A 25,549-nucleotide genomic window follows, 5' to 3' on the forward strand; every position below is an offset into this window, starting at 1 on the left:
CGGCGGTGATCAGCCACGACGTGCGCTCAGCCAGGCCTCGACATCGACGAACCGCATGATCCGCACATACATGTGATCTTGCGCGTCGGGCACCTTGCCCAGATTGGCTTCGAGCGCCTGGCGGTTGACGATCCCGCGTGCGCACAGTTCGCCGTCGAGCAGCATGCTGCGGATTTGCGCGAGGTTGTCGAGGTACAGGCTTCGTACCAGGCCGGTGAAGCCGCCTTTCGAGGCACGCTGGACGATCCCGGTCGGCAGCTTCCCGGCGTAGGCGCGGCGCACGATCGCCCGGTTGACGCCGTCTCGGTACCACAGCCAAGTCGGTTGGCGCAGGCAGGCCTCCAGGACCGGCTGCGAGAGGAGCGGGTAGATGACCGGCACGCCGTCCTCGCCGTCGAGATAGTCCACCAGTGCGAGGCCCCGCATGATTGCCGCTATGTGCTCGCGCTTGCCGACCGGGAGGGCCGCGAATTCGTCGAGCCAGGGGTGGCCAAGATGCGACGTCCGGGCCTCAAGCAGCCCGCGCGCGAGCAGGCGCTCGTCGCGCGGCCATGTCCAGGCCCGGCGGCGGCGAAGATGCTTTTGCAGTGACCGCCGGGCGATGAGTAACGGCGAGCACTCGGTCACTGCCGCAACATCCATCACAGTGCGTCGATATCCCGCGCCGAACCCTTCGGCTTCGAGCCGGTCGCTCGCCGGCGTGGCCGAACGCAGGAAGCAGAACACGTTGTCGCCGCCGCTTCCATAGGCGATCGCGCACGCTCCGAATTCTCTTGCGACCGCCCCGGCATGCTTGACGATGCTCTGGGTGAAAGCGCGCGTCGAGGGACGGGGACGCCGCTCGGCGCTCGACAGGCGCAAGGTGACGTCGCTCGGGGACAAGCTACGCTGATGCGGGCGCAAGTCGAGATGCCGGCATACTTCGGCGGCGAAAGCCCTTTCGTCGCCGCTCCCCGTCCCGCTGACCAGCGTGATGCAGTGGCGAAGAGCGGGCAGCGTTGCCGCGAGAACCGAGGAATCGAGACCTCCGCTGAGCGTAAGTGCCACGGGCCCGATGAGCGCGGACCAGTCCCGGCATGACCGCTCCACCGCCCGCGCGACATCGTGCTCCGCTTGCTCGAAAGAGGGAACGCGCCTCTCGTCTATGAACTTCGCTGGAGTCCACAACGCATGGTGGTGGACCCCCTCGCGCCCGACACGCACGATCTCGCCCGGGAGGACTTCCTCGATGCCGAGGATCGCGCTCGAGCGTCCAACGAGGTCGGGATAAAGCAGTTCATCGGCGATCACGGCCCAGTTGATCGCGTTGGCGCGACCACTCAGAGCCTCGATGAAGTCGAGATGGGACGCGATGACGAGTTCGCCGCCCCAGCGTGTATAATAGCAGGCGCAGCGCGCCGACGGATCGCGATAGACGAAGACCTCGCCGGTGGCTTCGTTGGCGGTCCATGCCACGAACGCACCCCATCGCGCTTCGATGGCTTCGAGAAAGCCGGCCGGCGCGGCGTTGCGATCGTGTTTCGCGACAAACGGCTGTCCGTCCGCAGGGCGGGCGAAAGCGGGTCCTACCACATGGGTGGCCGCGGGCATGCCGCTGACGGTCTCGGCCGGTCCGGCAGCGAACAGGACGTACGTCGTCGAAGAGACACAAGGCGCCAGTCCCATTTCCGCCGCTATCGCCGGGGAGGCCATCCGGGCAGGTGCGGGCCGGTCCTTCTCGAGCGCCACTACGCCGAAGTAGGATGCGAGTGTCATAGCTGCAGGATCGGGGTGAAGCACGAGACGCGTTCGTGCGTATCGCCCAGGATGGCATCGGTGTTTTGGACCCAGCAATGCGCCTCGAACGGGTCGAGCCGCACGCCGAACACCATGTTGCATGCTATTTCGCGCGCGCGCAGGAAGTGCACCAGCGCGATGGAGTCGGGCAGGCAGGCCCCCCGCGCGGGTAGAAGCTGCCGCGCCTGCACGAACACGGCGGTTCGTGCCGCCACGTCGGCCTGGGCCATGGGCCGCGATGGCCAGGTCTCGAGGCGCCGAACCCGCTGCGCGAGCACGCGCAGGGGAAGCGCGCGGACCGCGAGGCGCGCGGTGATGATCCGGGCGAGCGCCGCCATCATCGTCTGCGGCGGTGGCCGCCGGTAGCCCACTGCAGGCGGAGGCATATCATGCGCTGGGACACGGATGGTGGGCTGTTCGGCCGGACGGGTGTAATCCTTGTCGCATAGGCCGATCCGCGCGAGTGCTTCGAGACATTCGGCGGGCCCGCCTCCGGGCCTGCCGGCGTATCGCAGGGCATGGAAGGCTTCGACAAGGCTAGGCGGCAATTGTAGGTAGGTGTCGCGCCGAATGTCGATGACGACGATATGCGAGCCGACTTGGCACCAGGATATTTGCGAGTGCGCCATGGGGCATTCTGGCTCCCTGCATGCTGGATGTTGCAGGCAGCGCCTGCTCCGAAAGGACGGTGCTTGGCGCATCCCCGGGGATGCGCCAAGCGGTCGATCAGTCGTCGAGGATGCCGGCAAGGCCTTGGCCTGCGGGCGCATCGACGGGGTTGCCGACGATGCCCTTGGTTTCGACGCTCACCGCGCCGAGTTCGACGACGTCGTCACGGCGGTCTTCGCTGGTGCGTTCCATTTCGTCTACTCCTTCTCGCCGCTTGATTGCGGCACGATAAGGATAAGACGCGACCTCAACGCGCGCGAACTTGTATTGTCCCGAAATGAGAGTCAGTCCGATGCGTCAGGCCGTTACAGTGTTTTTTGCGTGAAAGTTGATAAAATTCATTGCCTCTTTTGTCCGATCCCCGCGGTTGTTGGTCGGAGCATATTGTGAATGCGCGGGCTCAACCGGATTCGATTTCGATGATAGCGCCCTACGATCCGGTGCGATGCGGCGATGTCTTTCGCCGCGATCGTCGCGATGACCTGCGAGAGTTCGTCGACGGCACCGGGGATCACCAGATGCTCGAGGGCCCGTGCGCGCGCGAGTGTGAGGGCGACCGCCTCGAACGCCTGCGCCAGTTCTTCGTTGCGCGAAACCGAGACCACGATCCCGAACGCCTCGCTGGCGACTGGTGCCACGTGTCCTGGCTCGTCCAACCGGCGCGCAAGCACGCTGACCTCTTCTCGCACGCTTTCCGGCAAGGGGCTGGCAAGCGCAAGCCGGAGCAACTGGCCATGCCATTCATAGAGCCCGGCCAGTCGGTCGGGACTGAGCGCTCGCACGCGAAAACCGCCGCCCGGAAGATGTTCTACCAGGCGCTCGCCCACGAGACGGTTCATGGCGTCACGGACAGGTGTGGTGCTGGTACCGAATTCATGCGTGAGCCTGTTGAGGTTGAGTATCATGCCGGGCGTGTAGGCTCCCGCGACGATCTCCTGCCTGACGAGGCCATGGATATGATGTGCTGTCACGGGTTCGGGGGCCATCATGATTCTCCGTCCTTCGGGCAGCAGCCAGTCCGCCTGCCCCGGTTCTCGCCCGCTCGGAGGCTCCCCGTTCGGTCCGCGTGGGACCACTCACGGCTTACCAGCCTCCTGCCGGCGCCGTGCCGATGCGGTCCTGTACGGTTACCGCGTGTTTGCAGGCAGTAACCGCCGGCCTGTCGATTGCGATCTCGGGTGCGCCCTGGCCTATGGCAAAGAGCCCGTCGCGTCCCTGGGGCCGGCGCTGTTCCAGATGCACGCGAAGTGGTCGAGCAGCCGGCCTATCTTTTTCCGGCCTTCCGGTGTCAGGCTGACGCGAACGTAGCGGTTGTCGCCGTGCCGCTTGCTCCGGTCGTTGCTGATGTCCGAATGCGCACCGCGGCTGCAGGCGACAAGGCCATGCCGTTCCAGTTCGCCGATCTTGCGATGTGCGGTCGATGCCGGGACCTGCGAAGCGATGCACAAACTCCAGGCATAGAGCGGGCGATGCTCGCGCTCGGCGAGATAGAGCTGGGCCAGCATGTCGAGGCGGGGCGTCAGTGCGAAATGCCGGTCGAAGCATTCGCTCGTCGCCTCTCGCATCCTGGCAAGGGCCCGGCATGATTGGGCCCGCAGGTCCTCGTTCGGCATCCCTGTCATTCCGGCCATGCCCTGTTCCGCGCTCGAGCGGAACAGGGTGGAATTCCCTTCGTTGCGCGGGCAGTGGCCTGCGCCGATCCGGCACGGTCATGCTGTTCGGCGGGGCGGGTCCGGCCGCAACACGGCGGTATCGTCACCCAGCTGGCCTGCGCTCGTCCTCGTGCGACTGAGCCCTGCTGGCGCATTGTCGCATTCGGCGCGAGCCCTGGCTTCGAGATCACTGGGGTTGCCATCGCCCGGTTCGGCTCCACGCCGGGTCGAGGGCGCCGCGACGCCTGCGTCGATGGTGGCGCTCGGTTCCGACCGCGAGCAGGAATAGCATCGGATAGGACAGCTTGCCGATGATCCACCAGTAGGCCAGCGGCAGGATTGCGGCATCGAAGGCACGCGCCGCATGGGCAGCGAGTGCCACGCACTGGATCGCGGCGACCCAGAGCGGCCAGAACCGGTTCGCCGTGAGCGCGATGGCAAGCAGCGCCGCGAAAAGCGCTCCATCGATCCAGAAGAGCAGCCATTCCACATCGCGGAAAGGCAACGCAGCCTGCATGTTCGCCATGCTGGTCGCGACCGCCGCAACCAGCATGGCGATTGCCGTTAGGCGCTCCGGGGCGCCGCCACGACACGCGGCATGTATTGCCAGCAATGCGATCAGGACGAGAAAGGCGGCGATCTGCGTCATCTTTGGTGCAGGTCCGCATCATCACGACCGTGGATCATCCGCCGAGCCTGGGTTGATCCGCACCGATCGCACTCGACGGCGGCTTGAGGACGTCGCCGAAGGCCTCCACGTCGATCCCGAGCTTGCGGCCGAGCACTTCGAGCATGCGGTGGGCCTCGGCGACATGGCCAAGTGCGCTCGATGTCAGCAATTGTGCATTGCTGATCGCGGCAAGGACTTGGTGGCCTGCCACGGGTGACACATTGCGGCCGATCTGCGCGAGGATCGCGGAGGTCGACAGTTCGCCGCCCTTGGCGAAAAGCGTCTGGAGCAGCTTCTCGTAGGCATGCAGGTCGCTGGCCAGCGTGGCGACTGCCGGTCCGCCGCCGCTCATTCCGCCCTCAATCGCTGCCGAGAAGCCGGGAGAGGACCTCGAGGCCGACGGCGAGCATTCCGAAGCTGGCGGCGGCGGCGAGGACGAGAAGGATGAACCAGAAAAGGCGGTGGATAGGTCCGAGATCATTGCGGTTAACTCCCTTGTGACGAAAGGGAAGCAGCACCTGCCAGTCGCCGACCTGCAACCCTTGGCCCGGGGATGGATCATCGTTCGAGGCCATGGCTACCCCCGGCAATTCTCCCTCGAATTTCCCGGGGGCCGCCGGCTCCTTCCCGCCGTATAGCATTTCGGCGGCGCGGCGCCGGTTTGGCGCGCCCAGGATCGCCACCGCTTCCGAGATGTACGAATCCACCGTGCCGACGCCGATTCCCAGTTCGGCGGCGATTTCCTTGGAAATCCGAAGCTGGAAGACATGCCAGAGGCATTCGCGGTGGCGCGGCGAGAGCCGGGCGGCGAGGGTGTCAATGTCCTCCGTCACTGCGGTTGCCTTCTAGAGTACGGCAGCGCGAAGCGGCGGTCCGCTGAGCCAGCGATCGGCGGGAAATCTGAGCCGAGCCCCATGGTGTCACCTGTCGTTCGCACCAGTATCGCACCTCCTTCCGCCCGTCTGCGATCAAGCGGTCTTCTGCAGGTTTACCAGCGGAACCAGTCCCTTGCCGGGACCGGTCACTACTGCGCACAGCCGTGCATAGATCCTGGCGGGTCCGTTTGTCACCCCGTCAGCGCTAGAAGCCCGATGCTCGCCGCGTATGCAGGTGATCTCGCCGGGCAGGGGATAGCGTGCCCGGCAATCCACGGAGCGGGACTCGCCGCCGTTTGGGGTGGCGGGGCCGAACGTGGTCTTTGCGATGCGATGTTCGGCGGTGCGATGGGAATGCCGGCCTGAATTTTCTTGCAGGTCCGGGGTCTCCGGGCGACCAACCAGTCACAGTATGCATGCCGGTGGTCATTGGTGTCGCCTCCCGGGTGCCGCCGGCCGGAGCCGGCGGTCTCGGCGCGCTTGATCGCTGTGCTTGCGGCGCGCCGATCCCGCCTTGTTCGCGGGCCCGGTGCTGGCTTTGCAGTCCGTTGCGCCGACACCCCAAGGCGCACCTGGTCGTTCCCCAGCGCCTTCGTGCGGCCCTTCAAAAAACTGCCCCCTGATCTTCGGGGGGTGACAACCGCGCGCAATGGCCGCGATCTTCGCGGGCAGCGATGTCCCCACCCGCGCGGGGCGGCGGGCGTCGCCGGTCGCATGCCGATCGGCTGTCCTTGGCGAAAGGGGGTACATGCGCAGGGCTGGTGAGCGCGCCATGGACACGGTAGGTCCACAAATAGCCCAAGCGTCGACGCGGCGCTTGCGGCGGACCGATCGCGACATTCATCGGTGTACGCTGCCTTTTTCCCGGTCGTGATGGTCGGTTCGCTTGCCCACCGGCTTGTTGCCTTGTCGCGCCGGGGACGCGGGGGGCTCGCGTGGGAGGTGCTCCGGCGCGACCCGGCTTACCGCGCCGCATGGAAGGCGTCCGACGCCGGCCGGACCAGTGGTGACGATCGGCAGGTCGGATCGGGTACGGTATTCACGGCGCGCGAATGGGGGCTGCACTTTCGCCGAGAATCCAGGGGAGGATTGTACGCAGGTGGTGCCGGTATGGTCCGCCGCCCTGGACCCGTGCGTCCTGCGCGCCCGCATCGCACCCGAACAATCGGATAGGCCTTGTCGCTTCGATGCTCGGGCGCGTGGGGCGCGCCGCGTCGAGGACGCAGATGGGGAGCATATTGCGTTCGACTGCCGCGGCGACATCGCGCGAATCGACCTTTTCGAGGGAAGGCTGCCCGCCCGGCCAGTGTTGCTCAGTTTCGAAATCGTCGCGGACGAGAGGTTGAGCCGGCAGATGGCAGCCCTTCGGCGTGTCTACCTTCAACACGCTCCCGGCTACCATGCGAAGCGGCTGCGCCGCCAGCATCTCGCGCTTCTCGCGGCGGACGCGCGCGCTGCCGGGGCGAGTCTGCGCGAAATCGCCGAGCGCTTCCTTGGTCCAGGCGACTGGCCCGGGGACGGTGAGCACCGAAAGTCGCTGGCACGGCGCCTTGTTGCGACCGGCTCCTTGCTGTGCAGGGCGGGACCCGCCGCGGTCCTGGAATCCTGGCCGGGCGAGGCCGGGTGACCTCGGCGTGCTCGCGTGGCCATGCGATTGCGCGGCAGAGCGGTTTGGTACCGGTGTCTTGATCGCCGCTCTCCCCGGCATCCCTTTCGCATCTATCTTTTCTAGGGACAGGGCTTCGTTGCTTCTGCAGGTCTCCAAGAGCAATCGAACCGAGCCGGATTCTATAGCTGCCCTTGAGGCCTTCGAGAAAGCGGCTTGGCCGCCTGGTGTGCTTGCAGGGCTTGAAGAGACCATGACGTCCTCGTTCTAGAATGGGGGCGGCGTGGACTTCGCTTTGATCGTATCAAATTTTTTCAACAAAGCTTGGTGATCATGGCGCCTCGCGGCCTTGCTGCGAGCGCGCTCTAGGGCTTGCTGCCGCAGCGCCCCCGAGCCCCGCTGGCACGGGTCTCGGCCTGCCGGTAACGATCGCTGGCGCATTAGGGCGGACGCCGCGCGGCGCGCGGCGGCGCTGTTCGTTTGCCTCTCCCGGCGTGGCGGGTGTGGCCGGCGCTCCCGGCTAGGCCCGTCGCGGGCGAGGACAACCCCGCGCGCTGCGCGCGTCCGGGGTGCTCCACGTTCGTTCCGCCCTTCGGTGTCCTCGTCCGCTGGCCCGGGCCTCTTGGTCGCTTTTCGCCGCCCACCCCCGCCTTTGCGGGGAGGCCATGTGCCTTTTTTGAGGGTGGCGTGAAAGGACAGGTCATGCCCAGATCATCAAGCCGCAGCGTGCGCCGCAAGGCCGGCGATGCGAAAACCACCGAACGCGCCAATCTCTATGACGAAGTGACGAACCGGATCGTGGCGCAGTTGGAGGCGGGGCGGGTGCCCTGGGTCCAGCCGTGGGGAAGCGTCAGGACGGCGGGAGTGGGCTTGCCGCGTAATGCGCTGACCTCTCGCGCCTACTCAGGCGTCAACATCCTCTTGCTGTGGGGCGCGGTCATCGATCGTGGCTGGCCGTCGCAAGCGTGGCTGACCTTCCGGCAGGCGCAGGAAGCCGGGGGCTGCGTGCGCAAGGGCGAGCGTGGTGTCACCGTGGTCTACGCCGATCGCTTCACTCCGAAGGCCGAGGCCGAGCGCGCCGCCGACGCAGGCGAGAAGGCCCGCGCCGTTCCCTTCCTCAAGCGCTTCACCGTCTTTAACCTCGCCCAGTGCGACGGTCTGCGTGAAGATTTGTCCTGTGAGCCTGCGCCGTTGCCCGAGCGCGAGATCGTGCCGGTGGCCGAGGAGGTCATCGCCGCGTCGGGTGTCGCGTTCCGCATCGCCGGCGACAAGGCCTACTACGCTCCCGGCGCCGATGTCGTGCAGGTTCCGCCGCAGCCTGCCTTCTTCGATCAGGTCAATTATTACCGGACCTGCCTGCACGAACTGACCCACGCCACCGGCCACACCACCCGGCTGGGCCGCGACTTGCGCCATCCCTTCGGCAGCAAGGACTATGCCCGCGAGGAACTCGTCGCGGAAATGGGCTCGGCTTTCCTGTGTGCCGCGCTCGGCATCGTCCCCACCGTCCGTCATGCCGACTATCTGGGTGCATGGTTATCGGTGCTGCGCGAGGACAACCGCGCGATCTTCCGCGCCGCCAGCGCCGCCTCGAAGGCTGCCGACTGGCTGCTTGCCCGGCACCGCGACACGCAAGCGGAACACCTCGGCGAAGGAATTGCGGCATGATCCTGCTTCCTCCCGATATCCGCGACGCCTTGCGCGCCAATGCCATCCGCCGCGCCATCGCCGCGCGCGGCGGCACGGCCGAACCGGACCCGGTCCCGCTGCTCAAGCTGTTCAATCCGATTGGCGCCGCGACGTGGCTGGCGAGCGAACTTCTCGAGGATGGCGATACCCTGTTCGGTCTTGCCGACCTCGGCTTCGGCTGCCCGGAACTCGGCACCTTCAGCCTGTCCGAACTCGCCGCGATCCGTCTGCCCTACGGCCTCGGCATTGAGCGCGACATGGCGTTCGAGACGCCCCATCCGCTCTCGACATGGGCCGACTGGTCGCGCCGGGCCGGCTCGATCCTGTGGGCGCAGGCCCTCCTGCGCCGCGACGCTCCAAGGAACGAAGGTCACGGCCCGGACCCAGAGTTTCCGCCGTCCTGATGGCGGGATGACGCGAGGCGGCCGCGTCCGTGCCGCCATCCCGTGCCGGTCCCGCCTGCTTTTCCAAAGAAGGACGGGACCGGCACCTCTCGAAAGGTGAAACCGATGAAACTCGACCACGTCGCCGACGAGCGGCGCGGCGCGGGCGATCTCGACCCAGAGGCGTTGCTGCTGCCATGCGGCATCCTCGAAGACGGGGACGACGCCGCCGCGCTCGAAGCCTCGATGATCGAGAACATGGCCCGTCTCGATGCCGACGAAGTGCGCCAGTGGGAGAGTTTCACCCGGCTGGTCCGCGAGGGCCGCGGGGTCGCCGACATCGCCGCGACGTTCGGCCTGCCAGACCTCACCATTCGGCGCGTTCTCGCGCTCGGCAACCTCTTGCCGCGAATCCGGGGGCTCTACCACGATGCGAAGATCGACCGGGCGACCGTGCGCCACCTGACCCTTGCCAGCAAGAGCCAGCAGAAGGCGTGGCTGGCGCTCCATGACGACCCGGACGCCTATGTCCCGACCGGGCACCAGTTGAAGGCATGGCTGTTTGGCGGACAGTCGATCCCGGCGCGCTTCGCGCTGTTCGACATCGATGATTTCGGCGGTGCGACCATCGCCGACTTGTTCGGCGACGATCGCTATTTCACCGATCCCGATACCTTCTGGGCGGCGCAGGACGCCGCCATCGCGGCGCGGCGCGAGGCCTATCTCGAACAGGGGTGGGCCGATGTTGTCGTCGTCCCGCCATCCGAGCACTTTCATTCCTGGGAGTTCGAGAAGGCCGCCAAGCGCAAGGGCGGGCGGGTCTATCTGGATGTGCGCGGCACCGGCGAAGTGATCTTTCACGAGGGCTACGTGACTTGCACTGAGGCCCGGCGCATCGCGCGCGGCGAGGTGGAGCCAGCCGCAAAACCCACTCGGCCAGAACCGACCTCGACGTTGCAAGGCTATGTCGACCTGCACCGCCATGCCGCCGTGCGCGCCGCCTTGCTCGACCATCCCGCGATCGCGCTGCGGCTGATGGTCGCCCATGCGATCGTCGGCTCGCCCCTGTGGAGCGTGCGCGCCGAGCCGCAGGCGACCCGCAACGACGAGGTGCGCGAAAGTGTCGAGACCTGCCGGGGCGAGGCCGTCTTCGACGCCCGTCGGCGCGCGGTGCTCGGCCTGCTCGGGTTCGCCGACGACGAGCCGACCTTGACTGGTGGCAGCGTCGATGGCCACGGTCTCGTCGGCCTGTTCCTGCGGCTGGTGGCGCTTCCGGACGCGGCTGTGATGCAAGTCGTCACGGTCGTCATCGGCGAGACCATGGCGGCGGGCAGCGCCGCCGTCGACGCGGTCGGCAGTGAGATCGGCGTCGCCATGGCGGACTGGTGGCAGGCCGACGATGCCCTGTTCTCCTTGCTGCGCGACCGCGAAGTGCTGGGCCGGATCGTCGCCGACGTCGCGGGCGAGACGGTCGCCAGCGCCAATGCCGGCGAAAAGACGCGGACCTTGAAGCAGATCGTCGCTGACCATCTGGCGGGCTCCGATGGCCGGGCCAAGGTCGAGCGCTGGGTGCCGCGCTGGATGCCCTTCCCTCCCTCGGCCTATTCCGAGCGCGGCGGGGTCGGGAGCGTGGCTGCGCACGCCGCTGTCGTCGCTGCGCGCGAAGCCAGCGCAGCGCCGACCGCGCCCGAGCAAGAAGAGCCGTCGCTTCCCCAGGCGGCGTGACGGAGGGAGCGGGCGGGTCATGCCCGCCCGCTTGTCGCCCATTTTTTGCGCCGCGCGGCCTCGCCGCCCGACTTCGTTCGGCGGCTCGGCCGCGCGGTGTTGGGGCTCGGCCCTGGGGCTGGATCGCTGCGCGAGGGGAGGGTACATAGGCTCGCAAAGGGTGCGCGCGACCTCGTCGCCGCGCCGGCTCGAAGGACGAGGCGAAGACGATGGGCAAGGCCGACCAGACCCATATTCGCATGCGGATCGTGATCGACCGGCCCGTCCTCGGTGTGCCTTATAGCCTGCAGGCGAAGGACGGCGGGCCGCTCGATCCCAAGCGCTCGCTGGCAGGCGAACCCCTCGTCTTCGACTTCGTCGTGCGCATTTCCCCGGGCCCGAAATTCCTCGGTGACCAGGTCCGCCGCGAAGGGCCAACGCGCCGCTTCGTCTATGTCCGCGTCGGCGAGGCCGCAGGCGATCCCGCCTCGCCGTGGAGTCGCCGGATGAAGATCGACATCCACGATGTCGAGCGCGACCTGCTCGATCGGGCTTCGATCGGCGGTGTTCTCGTCATCACCGTCTGCGGCACCGCCAGGGACGGCACCCCGGCCTGCGCCACGGTCCCGGCGCTCTCGCGCGTGGTCGCCGCGCGCTAGCGGCGCGCTCGATTTGGCCGGTGAAGGGGCGCCCGATCGCCGCCAAATTGGCCGTCTCGGACGGGCGTTTCGCAGCACCGCTGCGCTTATGGTCGCCTTCCGGGTGGATTGCCTGCCGCCCCAGCGCCTCTGTTCATGGCTGTCCTGGCGGCGTCGCGCCTCGTGCGTGCAACGGCTGCGCCCCCCGTTTCTTCCCCGCCCTGCGGGCTTCCTCGCGAGGCAAGAAACGTGTGTCTTCGCCGCCCTCCGCTACCGCTTCGGCCCTGCGGGTGCACGCCGGCGCGCCGCCGCCCTTCGTCCGCCATCGAGGCCGCATGGGGCGGCAATCGAGCACGCACCAAGGAGAACTTCAATGGCACAGATCGGCACCTTCACCCGCAACGAGGACGGTATCTTCAACGGCGAAATCCGCACCCTGACCCTTCGCGTCAAGGCCACGATCCGCCCCGTCGCGCGCGACCACGACAAGGCGCCCGACCACCGCGTCAGCGCCGGTGGCGTCGAGTTCGGCGCCGGCTGGACCAAGGCCGCGCGCGAGACCGGGGCCGAATACCTCAGCCTCAAGCTCGACGATCCCTCGCTCCCCGCGCCGATCTACGCGACCCTCACCCAGGGCGACAACGGCGAGCACAAGCTCATCTGGTCGCGCTGACGGCCGGCCCCGCGCCGACGCGGCGCGGGGCCTTTTCCTCGGCCAATTCCTTGGGGGTGTGTCGAAAACGCCTCCGGCCGTTTCGACACTCACCGCGCGGTATCCCGCCCGTCATCCTCGGGGTCGCGATCACATGGTTCGGATCGCGCCAACGAGGAGACTTTTCCATGGACGACGATGACCAGATCGCCCGGGCCGGCCGCGCCCGGCGCGGCTCCCCCTTCCTCAATACCGAGCAGGCCGCGGCCTATCTCAAGATCTCCAGCCTCCTGCTGCGCCGCATGCGCCGCGACGGCAAGGGGCCGGTCTTCCGTCGTCACAGCCGCTACATCCAGTACCATATCGACGACCTCGAGGCCTGGTCGCGCGCGCATAGCGCCCGGGTGTTGAAGCCATGAGCGGGCGTCGCAACCAGCCCGACGACGCGCCGCTGTTTGCTTGGGGCGAGGCGCTGCGCGCGGCGAAAGCGCACCACGCCAGGATGCGGCGGCGCATGCTCGTCGGCGGCCTGTCTTGTGGCATCGTCCTGGGGTCTGCCCTCCAACCCCCGAGCCTGCGTCTGGTCTGGAACGCCAGCGCCAGTGCGCCGATCGGGCTGTATCTGGTGTCGCCCGGTGCCGCGACCGCGCCCGGCGACATGGTGATCGCCCGCGTGCCGGAAGGCTACCGGGCACTCGCCGCCAGCCGCCGCTACCTGCCCACGAACGTGCCCCTGGTGAAGCGCGTCGCGGCGCAGGCCGGCAACGAAATCTGCGCGCTCGGCGCCTGGATTTTCGTCGATGGCCGCCCGGTGGCACGGCGGCTGGCAGCGGATGCGAAAGGCCGGGCGATGCCGGCCTGGAAGGGTTGCCAGGTCCTGCAGACGGGCCAGGTCCTCTTGCTGATGGACGATCCGTCCTCGTTCGACGGGCGCTATTTCGGGGCGAGCGAAGGCGGCGACATCATCGGCAAGGCGCGGCTGCTGTGGCGCCGCTGAGGACTGCCCGCCCGCTGCTGGGATTGGCACTGGCGCTCTGCCTGGCGACGCCCGCCCATGCGGAAAACGTCGCCAGTTGGCAGCCACATATCCGCGAGGCATCCCGGCGCTTCGGCGTCCCTACCGCCTGGATCGAGCGCGTCATGCGCGCCGAAAGCGCAGGGCGCACCACGCTCGATGGCCGCCCGATCCGCTCGCCGGTCGGCGCCCTCGGCCTCATGCAGCTCATGCCCGCGACCTGGGCCGAGATGCGAGCGCGCCTCGGCCTCGGCACCGATCCAGACCAGCCGCGCGACAACATCCTGGCAGGCACGTTTTACTTGCGGCTGATGTTCGACCGCTTCGGCTATCCCGGGCTCTTCGCCGCCTACAACGCGGGCCCCGCGCGCTATGCCGCTTACCTTGCGGGCGGGCGAACCTTGCCGGCCGAGACCCGGGCGTACCTGGCAAGCGTGGCGCCGGGAGCCGTGGCGGCGGGGAAGGATGCGGCGCCATTGCCACGCGTTGACACCCTTTTTGCCATTCGCGCTGGCGCTGCACCCGAGAGCGGAGGCGAGGTGGGGGCCCCGCCGCCGAACCCGCTCTTCGCCCCTCTGTCGCAGGGTCGGTGACGCCCATGCCGCGCGCTCACGAGAGGGGGGAAGTTCGTCTCGACAGGCCCAGTGTGACGGCTGGCGCAGCGCCTATCAAGGCCCGCGGGTGCCCCCCAATTTGCTGCGCAAATCGGTTCCCCCCACGTCCGCTGCGCGGCTCTTCGCTGCGCTCATCGGCCCTGACAGCCGCTCCGCCAGCCGCCTTCGAAATGCCGTTCTCGATTGTGGGAACGCAGCACGAGGAGGTTATCATGGGCATGTATCAGGATATCGCAGCGGCATCGGCGAAGGTCACGGATCGGGTGACCGCGGCGCTGGTGGCAGGGCTGGAACGCGAGTTCGGACACGGGGCAGGACAAGCCCTGGCGGCGCGGTTCCTCGATGCCGAGGAGGTGGATTTTCGCTGGGATGCCAGGAGTGAGGAGCGCTGGCTCGGCCTCTACGAGAGCCACGATGACGGGGAATGCGAACTCGATCGGATCGCGATATGCGGCCGGCTCGACGGGTGCTGGTTCGCGGCCACGATGCTGGTCGATGGCGAAGGACGGGCGCACGGAATGACCGGATGCCGCACGGTCGAGGACCGATCTCAGGCCCGTCAGGCGATGCTGGATGCCCGCTGATCGCAGGGCAATGCGCGGCGAGGGGCGGCGCCGGCAGGGCGTCGTCTCTTCCTGTTTTTGGCAGGAGAAGGAGGGGGACAGCGCAAGGAAGGGGAAACAAGATAAAGGCAGCGTCTCGCGACCCCTGCCAAGCCTTTGTCTGCACATCCTTTTTTCACGAGACAGGCAATCGCGACCACGAGACAGTCAGGGCAATAATGACGGAAATCAGCCATTTTCTGTCCGAAATCGCGAGACTGAGGCACGTTGTGATGTCTGACGACGATTTTACCCCCAAGCTCGGCAGCCGGCGCGGCAAGGACGGCAAGAAGGTCGTCAAATATGGCGGACGCATCCGCGCTGCTGCACGCCTCGCGGGCACGAAGACCGGAGTCCGCTCGCGACGGTTCGACGGCAGTCGGATCGGGCGCGGCGCGAGCATGGGGCGGTTGCTGTCGAGCCGCGACCGGCTCGCGGGTTTTCGCGGGCGCCGTGCCGTGGTGAAGGCGAGCCTGATCCGCTTGGCTGGCAAGAGTGGCCAGGCCGCCCGCCCGCACATGCGTTACATCCAGCGCGACGGGGTGACCCGCGAGGGCTTGCCGGGCGAACCCTACGGTCCCGAAACCGACCGTGCAGATGGCGGTGATTTCCTGAAGCGGACCGCCGGCGACCGCCATCAGTTTCGCTTCATCGTCTCCGCCGAAGACGGCGCGGAATATCCAGACCTCAAGCCCTATGTCCGGCGACTGATGACACAGGTCGAGCAGGACCTCGGCACGAAGCTGGACTGGGTCGCGGTCGATCACTTCAACACCGAGCGTCCGCATACCCACATCGTGCTGCGCGGGGTCGATGACCAGGGCGACAATCTGGTCATCGCGCGGGAGTATATTTCGCACGGGCTTCGCGAGCGCGCGTCCGAGCTTGTTACGCTCGACCTCGGCCCTCGTACCGATCATGAGATCGAGGCGCGCCTGCGCCATGATGTCGACCAGGAACGGCTGACCGCGATCGACCGCCGGCTGGTCCGCCGCATGGACGTCGAGCGAACGGTGTCACCGGCGGACAACGATCCGTTCCAGCAGTCGGTCGCGGCGGGACGGCTGCGCAAGCTCAAGGCGATGGGCCTGGCCGACGATGTTGGTGGCGGACGCTACAGGCTCGCCGAGGGGCTGGAGGAAACGCTTCGCCGAACGGGTGAGCGCGGCGACATCATCCGCCTCATGCAGCGGGAACTGACCGCCCGCAGGCTTGACCGTGCCGGCGTCGAGCAGGTCGTGGCAAATGACCTTCGAGAACCGATCGTCGGACGCGTGATTCAGCGTGGCATTTCCGATGAGCATCGCGACCGGCATTATCTGATGGTCGACGGAGTCGATGGCCGGGTCCATTATGTCGATATCGGCCGAGGGGATGCCACGCCATCGGTTCCCGAAGGATCGACGGTACGGGTCGCGCCGTCGCGGATCGAGGCGACCCAGGCTGATCGCACCGTCGATGCGGTCGCCCGCGCCAATGGTGGGCTCTATTCGATCGACCTGCATTTGGCGCACGATCCGAGTGCCAGCGAGGCGTTCGCCACCAGTCATGTCCGGCGGCTCGAGGCGATGCGGCGCGCGGGAAATGGACCCGAGCGCCTGGCGGATGGAAGCTGGACGATCCCCGACGATCATCTTGCCCGCGCCGATGCTTATGCGAGGGCCCGGCAGCGCGACCGGCCAGTCACGCTGGAATTCCTGTCGCGGTCCCCGGTCGACGAACTGGCAGGCAAGGAAGCGCCGACCTGGCTCGATCGGGAGCTTGCCGAGGGTGGTCATGGCGCCGTGCGCGATGTGGGGTACGGGCGAGAGGTACGGACCGCGCTCGCGGGGCGGCGGCAGTGGCTGATCGAGCAGCAATTGGCGGACCCGAATGGCGGGGCGCTTCGGTTCAGGACGGGCATGATGGACATGCTTCGCCAGCGCGAATTGCAACGGGCCGGTGAGCATCTGGCGGCGGGCGTTGGTAAGGCCTTTGCGTCTGCCGGAATTGGCGAGCGGATCGAGGGGACTATCGCCCGTAGGGTTGATCTGGAAGGCGGCAGCTACGCACTCGTCGAACGGTCACGGGATTTTACCCTCGTGCCCTGGCGCGACGTGCTGGAGCGCAACATCGGCAAGGCGGCGTCCGGCATCATGCGGGCGGATGGGATCAGCTGGCAGTTTGGGCGCGGCCGGTCGGGGCCAGTGATCTCATGAAGGTGCGGGCGCACCGCCTGTTCCCGGTGCCTTCAACAAGGTTCTCGTCAAAATTCCATTGCCGGGCTTTTCGGCGTACCCGTCGCCTGCTAGTTTGCCTGCGAACATAAATAGAACATTTATGGTTCACGCCTTGCATTCTGGGTCGAATGGCGACACTATGTCGCAAATCGTCCCAGAGGTATCATGCAGAACGAATTCGCAACGCTCCGTGCACAGGCAGCCATTTCTATCGAGGAGCTGGCGAACCGTCTGGGCTATAGTCCCCGCCAGCTATACCGGTGGGAGCGGGGCGACGGGACGCCCCGGCGCGCCGCGCTGAACATGCTGCAGAATATGGCTGGCGGATCGGCCACCGGCTTTGGTGAGAGCCGCTTCAATTTCATCGACCTGTTCGCAGGGATAGGCGGCATCCGGAAGGGATTTGACGCTATCGGCGGGCACTGCGTGTTCACATCGGAATGGAACAAATATTCCCAGCAGACCTATGCGGCAAATTTCCGCGATAACCACACGCTTCATGGCGATATCACCACGATCAAGACCCATGAGATTCCTGACCATGATGTTCTGCTGGCCGGCTTCCCCTGTCAGCCCTTCTCCATCGCGGGTGTTTCGAAGAAAAACTCTCTGGGCCGTCAGCATGGTTTTCTCGATGAAACACAGGGCACGCTGTTCTTCGATGTGGCGCGCGTTCTGAGGGACAAGCGGCCTGCCGCCTTCATGCTGGAGAATGTGAAAAATCTGACCAGCCACGACAAGGGCCGGACCTTCCAGGTGATCCTGAAAACGCTGACCGAGGAGCTTGGCTACAAGGTCTGGCACAAGGTGATCGATGCGAAGCATTTCGTGCCTCAGCACCGGGAGCGCATCGTCATCGTCGGCTTCCGGGAGGAAGTGCCGTTCAGCTGGGATGATCTGGACCTGCCGGAGAAGGGCTCGGTGAAGCTCAAGGACATTCTGCATCCCGGTGACGGCACCGAGAAGGCGGAAGGGGCTTACACCCTTGGCCCGGACGCGATCGTCAACGGCAAATATACTCTGACCGACAAGCTCTGGCAGTATCTTCAGGGCTATGCCGACAAGCATAAGGCCGCAGGCAATGGCTTCGGTTTCGGGCTGGTTACGCCGGACGATGTCGCCCGTACCCTGTCGGCCCGCTATTATAAGGACGGATCGGAGATCCTCATCAGTCAGGGCAAGAAGGTGAACCCGCGCCGTCTGACCCCGCGCGAGTGCGCCCGCCTGATGGGCTATGGAGACGAATTCCGCATCCCGGTATCGGATACGCAGGCCTATAAGCAATTCGGTAACTCGGTCGCTGTTCCGGTCTTTCATGAGGTCGCCCGGATCATGCAGCCGCATATCCAGTCTCTGGTCGAGGCAGGGCAGCAGCGCGAGGCTGCCTGACATTTGACCGACGTTCACGACCCTGCGACCCGCAGTCGCAATATGGCGGCCATCAAAGGCAGCCATACCAAGCCTGAAATGCAGGTCCGTGCGGCCCTGCATGCAGCGGGCCTGCGCTACAGGCTTCACGTAAAGGATCTGCCGGGCAAACCCGATCTGGTTTTCCCACGCTGGCGGGCTGTCATTTTCGTGAACGGCTGCTTCTGGCACCACCATGATTGCCATCTGTTCAGATGGCCATCCACACGGGAGGATTTCTGGCGAGCGAAGATTGGGCGGAATGTGGAGAATGATGACCGTGCGGTTCAGGCGCTGCTGGCCTCCAGCTGGCGGGTCGCCACGGTCTGGGAATGCGCGCTGAAGGGCCGGACCCGGCTCGATTTTCCTGAGGCTATGCAGCGCCTGGTCGCGTGGATAAGGTCGTCGGAGAAGACTATGACTGTCAGGGGCAGATAATTGGTCGCATCACTGGCGCAATTGCTGGATCTGATGCGCCATCATGGCGCTCACCGCATCTATGCAAAACATCTGTCGCCCAACGATAACTCGAAGAACCAGGTGTATCTGGGCGGTGGCTTCGCGGCGCTGAACGTCATCCCGCATGGCGAGGTCTATACTGACGCCTCTGAAAAGGCCGGCAGCGTGCGCGACCGCGCCAAAGCCGACGTCGAATTTTACTGGGTCAATGAGGAAGGCAGGTACCGCGCGCCCGACGCGAACCTAATCCTCTATCCCAAATATCCCGAAGTGCGGATGTCCGGCTTTTTGAAGGGCTGCAAGGCGGCGCCCTCAAAGCTGCTCACGGTTCGCGATGAGGGGCGAGCTATGTTCTTTGGCGTGACCCGGGACGGGGCCGTGCTGGGCTATGTGACGGATGCCGACAGCCCGATCACAAAGGAACTGGCGGCGGGCACCTGGCCGATGCTGGGCGTCTTCATCGAGCTGCCACTCAGTCTGGATCAGCCTGCTGATCCGAAAACGATCTTGCTCGACGAACTGCGCCGCATCTATCAGCTGAACTGGATCATGTCCCAGAAGCTGGCGAAAGACGGAACGAAGGCGCCCTACGCAGCCCGCAACGGCGGCGGCTACACTCTTGAGGCCGAGCTTGGCATTACCCCCAACGGCTACGCAGAGCCGGACTTCATGGGCTGGGAAGTGAAGCAATATGGCGTGAACAATTTCACGGCATTCCGGCCGAAATCGCCGGTGACCCTTATGACGCCGGAACCGACCGGCGGTATCTACAAGACCGAGGGCGTAGCGGAATTTCTGAAGCGGTTCGGTTACGCCGACCAGAGCGGCAAGGAAGATCGGTTCAATTTTGGCGGTCGCTATGACTGCACCCGTGAGCACCACCATCTGACCGCCTTGCGCATGACCCTGACGGGATATGATGCGGCGAGTGGTAAGATCGCCGATATCGACGGCGGCATGGCACTGATCAACGCGGCCGACGAGATCGCCGCGTCCTGGACGTTCAAAGGTCTGATGGCGCACTGGAACCGGAAGCATGCGCAGGCGGCATATGTGCCCTCGCTATCCCGAACACCGCCGCCGGAATACAGCTATGGCGCACAGGTGCTCCTTTGCGAGGAGACCGATTTTCTGCTGTTCCTCAAGGCCTTTTCGACAGGGACGGTCTATTACGATCCCGCCGTCAAAATCGAGAAGGCTTCGTCGGCAAAGCCGGACATAAAGCGACGAAGTCAGTTCCGGGTCGCCCATGCTGATCTGGCCCAGCTTTATCAGCGAAATGAGATCGTACTTTTGCTGTGAATGCGTATTGTTAGACATAGTCACTTGGTCGGTCTAGAATCCTTGGTGCGATATGGTTGCATCGACGAAAGAGCCTATGCTTTGGATTGAGGAATGCTTTCCTCCCTTTAGAGGGCACGATAAGGTTGTCGGCTGATTTTTGAATTCTAAGGGGCGGTAGTGCGTAATTTGGAGCTTTTTGCTGGCGCGGGCGGCCTCGCTATGGGGATGTCTCGCGCGGGATTTGAGCAGGCTGCAGTGATTGAACGGGATCGCGCCGCCTGTTCAACATTCCGGATAAATCAACGCCACCATATGTCTTTAGTCGAAGATTGGCCAATTTTCGAAATGGATGCCAAGGATTTTGACTATGATCCGTATAAGGGGCATATAGATCTAATATCTGGAGGCCCGCCCTGCCAGCCATTCTCGATGGGTGGGAAGCATAAGTCCCACAATGATGATCGGGATATGTTTCCTTTGGCCATTAAGGCGGTTAGGGATGTCCATCCTAAGGCATTTATATTTGAAAATGTTCGCGGATTAACGAGAAAGTCGTTCTCGAATTATCTAGCATATATTTTACTTCAGCTTCAACATCCTGAAATTTCTCGAAATGATGATGAAGAAATTTACGATCATCAAATTCGCTTAGAAAAAGAGCACACGGCAAGCCGGATGGCTCCGACATATAATGTAATTTATAATGTCATAAACGCTGCTGATTTCGGTATTCCTCAAAAAAGAGAGAGGGTGTTTTTCGTTGGTTTCAGATCGGATTTAGGAATATCTTGGTCTTTCCCAGAGCCAACCCATTCGTCTGACGTTTTGTCTTATGAGAAATTTGTAACTCGGCAATATTGGGATGAACATAGATTGTTCAACCGCGAACAAATTTCCTCGGAGGCCATTCAGGCACTCGTGCGTCGGTTGGAGGCTAAATGTACGCATCCCCGGCGAAGGTGGAGAACGGTGCGTGACGCCCTTGTCGGCCTTCCTGATCCGCAGGATCGTATGGCCCCGTTGGTTGCCAATCACGTTTTCACTCCTGGCGCTCGAGCTTATCCCGGACATACCGGAAGCAGGCTTGATGAGCCGGCAAAGACTCTGAAAGCTGGCCAGCATGGTGTGCCGGGCGGGGAGAACATGTTCGTGCAGGATTGCGGTGGGGTGCGCTATTTTACGATCAGGGAAGCCGCGAGAATGCAGACGTTTCCAGACAATTATACTTTCCACGGCTCATGGTCAGAATCGATGCGGCAACTCGGTAATGCGGTTCCTGTGCAGCTGGCGGAAGTGATGGCGGTGTCGATCGCAGCGGCGCTCCGGGCCACCGTCGGCAATTACTGAGTTGTTGCTACCCCTTGGCTGAATGGCGCTAATATTGCATAGGCGAGGATAAGGGGGGCAAGAATGGCAAATCCACCAAAGCCGCTGCACATGGATGCGAGCGTATATGATAAGCTCGTGCAGGATAACATTCCTGTACCTCTCAAAGATGCCATCATTGGCCTTTGTGGCTCGTGCACGTCTGAGCATGGCGCAGACGACACGACGGTTGAACAAGTTTTCAATGCATATTGCTTTGCCAATCAAGACACCGGAGCCTCAATCGCACTAGGACCCAATGAAACGGTTGGGCATATCAAACTTCTTGATTCTACCGCGCTTCATCTGTCACGCCGCCTAAGCGTCGATCGGGACCGGATTGAAGCGCTTTTCCGCGCTCTCGCGGGCGAGCGAGGGCCTTCGCAACTAGAAGACGCTCAAGAGTGGTTTGCCGACATGATCCAAGTGCTGGACGCGGATGGGAATGCCCTAGTCATTTCCGGGCCAGTTTGTTGGCTTTTCAGGGATGAAGCGACGGAAGACGCGACTAATTTTTTCACCGATTCGCCTGAATGCCTTCCTTGTCGTCTTGGATTGCCCACCATTCTTAATGAGATGCCGCCATACCCTCATGGCTTAGATTTCCTCGGTATGGCGGTGAAATCATCGAATGTGTCTAACGCGAGGGATGCAACCGTGTTTCACGGGGACTATGTGAGCGTGAGAGACATATGGCTCCCCGGCGGCTATACTCAGCCTATTTCGATGGGGCCGGCATATTGTGTTGCTTTAGGCGGCGTTAGGGAATTTGTTGCGACTCCGCCGGCATATCATCAGATTGACCCTTCATTCCGAATTTTGACGACCTGAGGTGGCTGACGTGACGCTGGACAAGCTCAAAATTGCAATTAGCGATCACCTCGCTGGCAAGACAGATAGGGCCGAGGTTAGCGCGCTCGATGTCATCATTGCGCATGCGCGAGCCGAAAATGCGGATGTCAGCCCGTGGATACCGTTGATCATTAAGTTGGTTGAGACGATGGATGTCACCCAGACCGGCTTCTGGCCTGCAATTCGCCAATTGGTCCGGAAACTCGATATTCAGGATCAGGCTGTTGCCGGCGTAATTGAGAAGGCTTTGACGGCCCCGGAAAGTCAGATTGAGAGTTTCGATCGGTACGAAGGCTGGCGCGCGTTCACAGACGCAGGGGGATACCTGACGGTAAAACAGGTCGAAGCACTTAATGAGCTCCGAGATCAACGCTCTCCCTTGTGGCTAGATCTCGCCTTGATAGCTCATCGCGGGGATCCAATGGGGTTTATGGCGAAGTTAAGCCGTCTTGTGTCGGAGGGGCGCATAAAGTTGTCCGATATAAAACCGCGACTGGCTGAACTTCAAAGTGTTTTTGGCCAAAATCTCTTCCTGCAGGAAATGCAAAGCCTTTCGGAATATTTCCGAGACGCAGAAGAGGCGATTAATTTTGGAAACTGGATAGACAATAGAATTGGCACTTTAATTTTTTCGGAAAATTTAATTCATCATAGCACTATCCATCCGATAAATTTTGAGGCGTTATTTGCAGAAGCTGCGGATTTTGCTTTTTTCAGTGCGCCCACGCCTCAGCCGATTCTACAGGCAGCCGCTTAAATGACAGATGCACCGAAATTCGAGTTGCCTTACGCAAGCTTGGTGCCGAGGCTTGTAAACAGCGCAACGAGGGCACTGGCAGAGTTGGTTGCTCCAAAGCGGCGTGGATTGGCGTACTCAGAAGCTAATCACCAGCTCATAAACCGCCACTTTGCCTGGCTGGGCATCCAATTCAGCGACGGCGTGAACCGACATCTTTACGATGGCGACGATGGAAACGGATGCCGTCCACTCAAGAACAATCATCTAAGAGCTCGTCGCCAGCTGCCTGTGGATGTCAGGGAAATTTTCGATCGTGGAGAATCGGTTCCAAGCAGCAATTTGGAATGGATGCAGCTGTATGTCCGCAAAGAGCCCACGAGAATATCGCAACTGATAGTGCGTGCTGTTGAACGATCGCATTTTAGCCGAAGTGAGGGTGCGTCAGACAGTAAAGTTTCTGAAAAAAAGCACTCTACAAGGGTTTGGCTGCCTTCTCCACTATCTATTGTACAGGATTTTTTAACAATTCCTGCATTTCCGGGAAGTCGTGCATACGTGGCACTGACTCTGCGGAACTATCTTTTTGAGTCTTTCGGTGTTTTCCCGGATAATGCCGATAATTTTGGATCATTGACCAAATTTTCGGAAAGGGATCTTGAAGAGGCTATTTCCGTTATTTGGACGAGCTTCCGCCCGAGATATTTTTCGAAAGGGCATGACACTTTGCCTTCGCGCGGACGAAACAACGTTGATGGGCTTGTTCGTCATTTCTTATCAATGAATGGGGTGTTGGATTTAACATTTCGTTCTAAAGATGCTGCTCGGAAGTATTTTTCAGAAAGTATATTCAAAACTTCGAACGAGAACTTGGAATTTGGCCGTGCGCTGAATTTGAAAAACCTTCCTGAACTAGCGGAAATCGTGAACCAGCTTTGGGGTCTCCCAATTCCTGTACGCGGTGCTGACACGATTTTTCGGGGTGGATTGAAGTTCCCAGCACGTCGTGGCTTAGTGTGCGCGCTTCATGGTGGTCCAGGCTCTGGAAAAACCTCTCTCTCCCTAGGTTTTGCAGCGGCATTGGCGCCATTTGGAATTCGTACCATGTTTATCACTGCTGAAGAGCAGTCGGCTGACCTAAAAAGCCGTGCTAGCGGCTTGGTGGCAAGCGATTTCCGGCGGCTATCGTTCTCACCGCAATCCGAGGATGATTGGCTAAAGATTGTTGAGTTAAATCCCACAGGGGCCGTTGAAAATGTCTTGAAGGCGCTTTCTGCGCAGTTTGATAAGATTGGCACCGATCTAAGAAAGTGGAATGCTAGCAAGGCGGCTAATGGCGCGCCTTCAATCCCTTGTAGGACTATTGTCGTATTAGATGGTCTGCATGACCTCGTCCGGCGATGTGAGAAGTCCGATCCAAGCTCACAAAACCAACTTCAAGACTTTATTGAGTCGTGCAAAAAGTTGGAAGCATTAGTAATCCTAACTACCGGAGTGGAATGGGAAGGTGATAGATCTATCGATTATTTGGTAGATATAGCTATGCGCTTATCTCAAGAGGGTGATGCACTCGTAGGTAGCAAGCCAGATCGAAATGTTACGCTTTCAAAGGCGCGTCACCAATTATGCTCTCCCGGGACACATGGTTTCCAACTTTCCGGCCAGAAAGGTATTAGGTTTACGCCGCAAATTAATTACCAGCTTGATCGGTTGGCTATTTGGGAGCCGCAATTGCCAGATCAAAGCGTTTATAAAGATATTATGAGGAGAGTAATATCTGCTGCGAGACTGCGGCGACAAGAGCGCTGGCGCGCTGACGATTTTCTTAAAAGTGAACGTGGCACGAGAATTTTTGGTCGATCTAATATTTTCCTCAATGGCCAAGGGTCTGGTGGAAAGGCCGCATTAGCTCTTAAAATAGCTACGTCTCCATATGTACGAGCGAGTGATGAGAGCATTGTCCAGAGATCGGAAAAGGTTCTTGTCATATCATTCCTATATCCTCAGGAATATTATGATAATCTACATGATAGGCTAAGGCGCAACAGACTTCTAGAGTATGGTAAGAGTAAGGTGCCGAATTCCAGAGTCGAGGTGATGCATCTTTATCCGGGGCATCTTAAGCCATCCACGCTATTCAATAGAATTATGTGGGCTTTGGATGAAAGTGATCTTTATGGCGATCCTTTTACGGCCGTTGTAATTGACGGAATTCATAATGTATTCATACAATTTCCTGAAATTGAAAGAAATCAATTGTTTTGGCCCCAGCTATTTAGCATGCTAGGTCTGCGCCACGTCTCTGTTATCGTTACTCATACTTTGCTTTCGCTAGATGTCGCCTCTGGTGTCCGCAGTGTAGATGACAGTCGCTCCGATCCCCTTCGCCACGCTCTAGTCCAAAAGACAGACTTTAGCTTTGAGATCGATCCTGAAGAATTGGACGTCGGAGGAGTGAAATTTTCGAATTGCTTCAGCGTGAGTACGCGGTCAGCTATAGGTCAATCGTATTCCGGACGCGATGGCCTCTTTTGGCATCGAGAGAATTTGATATTTATCGCGAAAGAGTCAGTGAATATCCAAGCAGATTTTGACTTTCAGTGAATTAAGTCTGTTAATCGGCGTGCAGGCGGGGTCTGACTTACATTCGATGCAGATTTGGCATCGTGGACAAGTGGCCTG

27 protein-coding genes are annotated in these 25,549 nt (G+C 62.3%); 19 read left to right on the forward strand and 8 right to left on the reverse strand.

Annotation, left to right across the window (positions count from 1 at the left end):
• Positions 1–9: 9 nt before the first annotated feature.
• The 8 genes from TQ38_RS04615 to TQ38_RS04650 all read right to left on the reverse strand — a co-directional run bounded on the left by TQ38_RS04615 (position 10) and on the right by TQ38_RS04650 (position 5,600).
• Complete coding sequence (locus tag TQ38_RS04615) at positions 10–1,755, reverse strand: asparagine synthetase B family protein (RefSeq protein ID WP_043971924.1); 1,746 nt, start codon at positions 1,753–1,755, stop codon at positions 10–12.
• Positions 1,752–2,405, reverse strand: coding sequence for a lasso peptide biosynthesis B2 protein (locus tag TQ38_RS04620; protein ID WP_043971921.1), 654 nt, complete (start codon positions 2,403–2,405; stop codon positions 1,752–1,754). The genes TQ38_RS04615 and TQ38_RS04620 overlap by 4 nt, the downstream gene beginning before the upstream one ends.
• A 97-nt stretch (positions 2,406–2,502) precedes the next feature.
• A complete protein-coding gene (locus TQ38_RS04625; protein ID WP_113941883.1) occupies positions 2,503–2,637 on the reverse strand; it encodes a benenodin family lasso peptide in 135 nt (44 codons plus the stop codon).
• A gap of 146 nt (positions 2,638–2,783) precedes the next feature.
• Positions 2,784–3,434 (reverse strand): GntR family transcriptional regulator, encoded by a 651-nt coding sequence (locus TQ38_RS04630; protein WP_240197947.1) that lies wholly within the window; start codon positions 3,432–3,434, stop codon positions 2,784–2,786.
• Positions 3,435–3,635: 201 nt separating this feature from the next.
• Positions 3,636–4,076, reverse strand: a complete 441-nt coding sequence (locus tag TQ38_RS04635) for a MarR family transcriptional regulator (RefSeq protein WP_240197948.1) — start codon at positions 4,074–4,076, stop codon at positions 3,636–3,638.
• Between the two features lie 208 nt (positions 4,077–4,284).
• Positions 4,285–4,746: a hypothetical protein gene (locus TQ38_RS04640; protein WP_043971918.1), complete on the reverse strand. Its 462-nt coding sequence runs from the start codon at positions 4,744–4,746 to the stop codon at positions 4,285–4,287.
• Positions 4,747–4,780: 34 nt separating this feature from the next.
• A complete protein-coding gene (locus TQ38_RS04645; RefSeq protein ID WP_043971915.1) occupies positions 4,781–5,119 on the reverse strand; it encodes a hypothetical protein in 339 nt (112 codons plus the stop codon).
• Positions 5,120–5,126: 7 nt separating this feature from the next.
• The gene (locus tag TQ38_RS04650; protein ID WP_052505583.1) at positions 5,127–5,600 is read right to left on the reverse strand and encodes a helix-turn-helix transcriptional regulator; all 474 of its coding nucleotides are present in this window, start codon (positions 5,598–5,600) and stop codon (positions 5,127–5,129) included.
• Positions 5,601–6,515: 915 nt separating this feature from the next.
• Here TQ38_RS04650 and TQ38_RS31430 point away from each other — a divergent pair.
• From TQ38_RS31430 to TQ38_RS04735, 19 genes are all read left to right on the forward strand, one after another.
• Positions 6,516–6,815, forward strand: a complete 300-nt coding sequence (locus TQ38_RS31430) for a transcriptional regulator domain-containing protein (protein ID WP_370059796.1) — start codon at positions 6,516–6,518, stop codon at positions 6,813–6,815.
• Between the two features lie 181 nt (positions 6,816–6,996).
• Positions 6,997–7,269: a DNA -binding domain-containing protein gene (locus TQ38_RS30815; RefSeq protein WP_240197949.1), complete on the forward strand. Its 273-nt coding sequence runs from the start codon at positions 6,997–6,999 to the stop codon at positions 7,267–7,269.
• Positions 7,270–7,950: 681 nt separating this feature from the next.
• Positions 7,951–8,916 (forward strand): ArdC family protein, encoded by a 966-nt coding sequence (locus TQ38_RS04660; RefSeq protein ID WP_043971906.1) that lies wholly within the window; start codon positions 7,951–7,953, stop codon positions 8,914–8,916.
• On the forward strand, positions 8,913–9,341 hold the full coding sequence (locus tag TQ38_RS04665) for a DUF2958 domain-containing protein (RefSeq protein ID WP_043971904.1): 429 nt from the start codon (positions 8,913–8,915) through the stop codon (positions 9,339–9,341). Before TQ38_RS04660 ends, TQ38_RS04665 begins: the two co-directional genes overlap by 4 nt.
• A 105-nt stretch (positions 9,342–9,446) precedes the next feature.
• Positions 9,447–11,045 (forward strand): chromosome partitioning protein ParB, encoded by a 1,599-nt coding sequence (locus TQ38_RS04670; protein WP_240197950.1) that lies wholly within the window; start codon positions 9,447–9,449, stop codon positions 11,043–11,045.
• Between the two features lie 209 nt (positions 11,046–11,254).
• Positions 11,255–11,683 carry a DUF5990 family protein gene (locus TQ38_RS04675; RefSeq protein WP_043971901.1) on the forward strand — a complete coding sequence of 143 codons (429 nt, stop codon included), beginning with the start codon at positions 11,255–11,257 and terminating at the stop codon, positions 11,681–11,683.
• 352 nt (positions 11,684–12,035) lie between these two features.
• Complete coding sequence (locus tag TQ38_RS04680) at positions 12,036–12,335, forward strand: DUF736 domain-containing protein (RefSeq protein ID WP_043971899.1); 300 nt, start codon at positions 12,036–12,038, stop codon at positions 12,333–12,335.
• A gap of 167 nt (positions 12,336–12,502) precedes the next feature.
• Positions 12,503–12,733, forward strand: a complete 231-nt coding sequence (locus TQ38_RS04685) for a helix-turn-helix domain-containing protein (RefSeq protein ID WP_043971896.1) — start codon at positions 12,503–12,505, stop codon at positions 12,731–12,733.
• Complete coding sequence (locus TQ38_RS04690) at positions 12,730–13,311, forward strand: S26 family signal peptidase (protein ID WP_043971895.1); 582 nt, start codon at positions 12,730–12,732, stop codon at positions 13,309–13,311. Before TQ38_RS04685 ends, TQ38_RS04690 begins: the two co-directional genes overlap by 4 nt.
• Positions 13,299–13,922 (forward strand): lytic transglycosylase domain-containing protein, encoded by a 624-nt coding sequence (locus TQ38_RS04695; RefSeq protein WP_043971893.1) that lies wholly within the window; start codon positions 13,299–13,301, stop codon positions 13,920–13,922. Before TQ38_RS04690 ends, TQ38_RS04695 begins: the two co-directional genes overlap by 13 nt.
• A 233-nt stretch (positions 13,923–14,155) precedes the next feature.
• The gene (locus tag TQ38_RS04700; RefSeq protein ID WP_240197951.1) at positions 14,156–14,527 is read left to right on the forward strand and encodes a hypothetical protein; all 372 of its coding nucleotides are present in this window, start codon (positions 14,156–14,158) and stop codon (positions 14,525–14,527) included.
• Positions 14,528–14,778: 251 nt separating this feature from the next.
• A complete protein-coding gene (gene rlxS, locus TQ38_RS04705; RefSeq protein ID WP_043973262.1) occupies positions 14,779–16,743 on the forward strand; it encodes a relaxase/mobilization nuclease RlxS in 1,965 nt (654 codons plus the stop codon).
• 186 nt (positions 16,744–16,929) lie between these two features.
• Positions 16,930–18,153 carry a DNA (cytosine-5-)-methyltransferase gene (dcm, locus tag TQ38_RS04710; RefSeq protein WP_043971891.1) on the forward strand — a complete coding sequence of 408 codons (1,224 nt, stop codon included), beginning with the start codon at positions 16,930–16,932 and terminating at the stop codon, positions 18,151–18,153.
• Between the two features lie 3 nt (positions 18,154–18,156).
• Entirely contained in the window at positions 18,157–18,609 is a 453-nt protein-coding gene (locus TQ38_RS04715; protein WP_043971889.1) for a very short patch repair endonuclease, read from the forward strand.
• Complete coding sequence (locus tag TQ38_RS04720) at positions 18,610–19,932, forward strand: MvaI/BcnI family restriction endonuclease (RefSeq protein ID WP_043971886.1); 1,323 nt, start codon at positions 18,610–18,612, stop codon at positions 19,930–19,932.
• Between the two features lie 159 nt (positions 19,933–20,091).
• Positions 20,092–21,261, forward strand: a complete 1,170-nt coding sequence (locus TQ38_RS04725; protein ID WP_043971883.1) for a DNA cytosine methyltransferase — start codon at positions 20,092–20,094, stop codon at positions 21,259–21,261.
• Positions 21,262–21,324: 63 nt separating this feature from the next.
• Complete coding sequence (locus TQ38_RS29890) at positions 21,325–22,110, forward strand: hypothetical protein (RefSeq protein ID WP_162792207.1); 786 nt, start codon at positions 21,325–21,327, stop codon at positions 22,108–22,110.
• 10 nt (positions 22,111–22,120) lie between these two features.
• Positions 22,121–22,888: a hypothetical protein gene (locus TQ38_RS04730; RefSeq protein ID WP_162792208.1), complete on the forward strand. Its 768-nt coding sequence runs from the start codon at positions 22,121–22,123 to the stop codon at positions 22,886–22,888.
• Positions 22,889–25,471: an ATPase domain-containing protein gene (locus tag TQ38_RS04735; RefSeq protein WP_082057551.1), complete on the forward strand. Its 2,583-nt coding sequence runs from the start codon at positions 22,889–22,891 to the stop codon at positions 25,469–25,471.
• Positions 25,472–25,549 lie beyond the last annotated feature (78 nt).

It is taken from the genome of Novosphingobium sp. P6W (assembly GCF_000876675.2).
In the GTDB taxonomy this organism is placed as follows: Bacteria; Pseudomonadota; Alphaproteobacteria; order Sphingomonadales; family Sphingomonadaceae; genus Novosphingobium.